This is a genomic window from Paracoccus sp. FO-3 (genome assembly GCF_006386455.1).
Lineage (GTDB): Bacteria > Pseudomonadota > Alphaproteobacteria > Rhodobacterales > Rhodobacteraceae > Paracoccus > Paracoccus versutus.
Genome location: NZ_VCBQ01000221.1, coordinates 1 through 2,467 on the forward strand (window position 1 = coordinate 1; position 2,467 = coordinate 2,467).

At 63.8% G+C, this 2,467-nt stretch carries 4 protein-coding genes and 1 pseudogene; 2 read left to right on the top strand and 3 right to left on the bottom strand.

The window, feature by feature from the left end; genetic code table 11:
* A partial coding sequence (locus tag FE811_RS26420; RefSeq protein ID WP_181180989.1) for a cation transporter occupies positions 1-553 on the bottom strand: 553 nt, incomplete at its 3' end.
* A 93-nt stretch (positions 554-646) separates the two neighbouring features.
* Between FE811_RS26420 and FE811_RS26425 the strand changes: the two genes are divergently transcribed.
* Positions 647-1,081, top strand: coding sequence for a helix-turn-helix domain-containing protein (locus FE811_RS26425; RefSeq protein ID WP_116221003.1), 435 nt, complete (start codon positions 647-649; stop codon positions 1,079-1,081).
* A 96-nt stretch (positions 1,082-1,177) separates the two neighbouring features.
* Here FE811_RS26425 and FE811_RS26430 read toward each other — a convergent pair.
* Positions 1,178-1,724, bottom strand: a pseudogene (locus tag FE811_RS26430) (L,D-transpeptidase).
* Positions 1,725-1,873: 149 nt separating this feature from the next.
* On the opposite strand from FE811_RS26430, the gene FE811_RS26435 reads away from it, so the two are divergent.
* Entirely contained in the window at positions 1,874-2,155 is a 282-nt protein-coding gene (locus tag FE811_RS26435) for a hypothetical protein (protein WP_208861520.1), read from the top strand.
* Positions 2,156-2,172: 17 nt separating this feature from the next.
* Here the strand turns inward: FE811_RS26435 and FE811_RS26440 are convergent, their stop codons facing one another.
* Positions 2,173-2,442 (bottom strand): rhodanese-like domain-containing protein, encoded by a 270-nt coding sequence (locus FE811_RS26440; protein WP_255469860.1) that lies wholly within the window; start codon positions 2,440-2,442, stop codon positions 2,173-2,175.
* Positions 2,443-2,467 lie beyond the last annotated feature (25 nt).

Sequence of the window (2,467 nt, forward strand, 5' to 3'; positions counted from 1 at the left end):
CGATGGTGAAGGGCTGGCCCATGCGCAACGCCTCAAAGGCGCGCTTCGACACCGGGGCGACGCCGATCAGGCAGGCCAGGACGAAGGCCCAAGTGCCCCATTCGGCCGTGGTCAGCAGCTCGAAGGCCCAGGCCGCCGCCAGCAGCACGCCGGTCAGGATCACCAGACGGCCCTTGGCGGTGCGATACCAGCTTTTGTCGCGCTCGGCGGGGTCGTCATGGCCGGCATGGTCGTGGCCTTGCGCTGCCGGGACGGCTGCCTGCCCCGCCGCTGCCCCTGGCTTGGCATCCGGCAGCACGAAGGCTTTCTTGCGGGGCGCCTCCTGCCCGCGTGGCGCGATGCCGAAGCCCAGCTTGCGCACAGCATCCTCGATCTGCTCGCGGCTGGTCCCGCCCGGTTGCAGGGTCAGCGACAGCTTCTCGGCCATCAGCCCGACCGAGACCTCGCCCACCCCCGGCATCCGCTCGACCGCCGCCGAGATCTTGCGGGTGCAGGCGGCGCAATCCATGCCCGTCACCGTCCATTCGAACCGTTCGGCCTGTTCGTCACACATCGCTCATCTCCTGCCCGCACGGTCCGCAGGCCCTTGTCCTCGATGATTCGGAAACCTAATCTCTCTAGCAACTAGAGCTTCAAGGGGTTTCTCATGCTCTCCATCGGAAAACTCGGCGCAGCGACCGGGGTGAAGGTGCCGACCATCCGCTATTACGAGCAGATCGGCCTTCTGCCCGAAGCCGAGCGCAGCGCCGGCAACCAGCGCCTTTACGGGCCGAAGACACAGGAACGGCTGGGGTTCATCCGCCATGCGCGCGAGTTGGGCTTCCCGCTGGAAGCGATCCGCGAATTGCTGAGCCTGTCCGACCGCCCCGACATCCCCTGCGCTGCCGCCGACGAGATCGCCACGCGCCAGCTTGCGGCGGTCAATGCCCGCATCGAGCGGCTGCAGGCCCTGCAAGCTGAGCTTGAGCGCATGATCGTCCAATGCGCCCATGGCAGCATCTCGGACTGCCGCGTCATCGGGGTCCTGGCCAACCACGGGCTTTGCCTGCATGACGATCATGGCGCGGCGGGAGCCGAATAGCCGCGGCTCCTTGCCAATCGATGTATGAACGGAAGTGATCATCCGCGATCCTCCGGGCTCCACAATCCGCCGCAGGACGAACCTGCGGCGAGGTCCTTAAAACACGGCAACCTGCGTGCCGATCTCGGCCAGCCCGTAAAGCTTGGTGACATGCTCGTTATAGAGGCCGTAGCAGCCGTTGGACGACATGCGCCCGATCTTGCGGGTGTCATGGGTGCCGTGAACCAGATAGGCGGGCCAGGCGAGATAGAGGCCGTAAGCGCCCAGGGGATTGTCGGGATCGCCGCCCTCGACGCGCAAGGGCAGGTTCGGATCCTTCCTGCGCATGTCCGGCGTCGGCGTCCATGGCGGGTTCTTCGCCTTGCGAACCACCTCGGTCTTGCCGCGCTTGGTCAGTTCGTCGCTGATCGGGCCCGAACAGGGATAAGGGATAGAGGCGATAGGTCACCTCGTCGGCGGACCAGTAATGCAGCGCCCGCGACGAGACATCGGCCAGGATCACTCCGAAGCCCAGGCTGCCGAAGTGATCGCTCCAATGCCACATTCGAAATGAAGACTGGTTCCGGCGCTGATCGGTGCTCGGGTCTACCTGCCAGGCGCCGATATCGGGCGCCCGCCCCGGAGCTGGAGGGCCGTAAACCATATTCCCCGTGGTCGGGTCGAACTGTTGCGCAACCGCGCCCATGGCGCCGCTACCGGCACATATCAGCCCGCTCGTCTGCGTATCATCCGCATGCTGGTCACTGCGGGAGCCGACGGGCTGCCGTCGGCCTCGCTTTGCAGGGCGCCTTGATGGCGATTCCAGTTTACGTTGCCTATGCGGTTATCGCTCCTATCCTTGGCTGGAATATCGGAAGGGTCGCCAGAATCTATGTTCCTGGCGGTCGCGCCATCGTCTTCAGCGCCGGAACACGCAATCCCTTGTTCGTATTGCCGCTGGCCTTTGCCGTTCTTGGAGCGATGCCGTTGCTACCAGCCATCATCGTCACACAAACCACGGTCGAATTGGTAAGCGAACTGATCTATATACGGCTCATTCCCAGATTGGGTCTGTCAACTGCTGCAGCGATGTAGTCACATCAAATCTTTTCTTAGCAGGCTGCTGCCTGCGCCTCGACGGCGAACCCTGCCGCCTTCCACTCGGGAAAACCGTCCTCTAGCCGAACGGCCTTGAAGCCTCTGGCGCGCAGCGCGGCGACGGCTTCGACTGCGAATACACAATACGGCCCCCGGCAATAGGCCACGATTTCCGTGTCCTCGGGCAATTCGCTAAGCCGTTGGTCCAGTTCCGCATATGGGATATTGCGCGCACCTGGCAGATGGCCTTGGGCGAATTCCTCCTCGGGGCGAACGTCAAGCATGAGAATGGCGGTGCGAAATTAGTCC

Coding starts and splice junctions, on each gene's coding strand:
- FE811_RS26440 (WP_255469860.1), bottom strand. CDS start 2,442: ATGCTTGACGTTCGCCCCGAGGAGGAATTCGCCCAAGGCCATCTGCCA.
- FE811_RS26435 (WP_208861520.1), top strand. CDS start 1,874: ATGGCGATTCCAGTTTACGTTGCCTATGCGGTTATCGCTCCTATCCTT.
- FE811_RS26425 (WP_116221003.1), top strand. CDS start 647: ATGCTCTCCATCGGAAAACTCGGCGCAGCGACCGGGGTGAAGGTGCCG.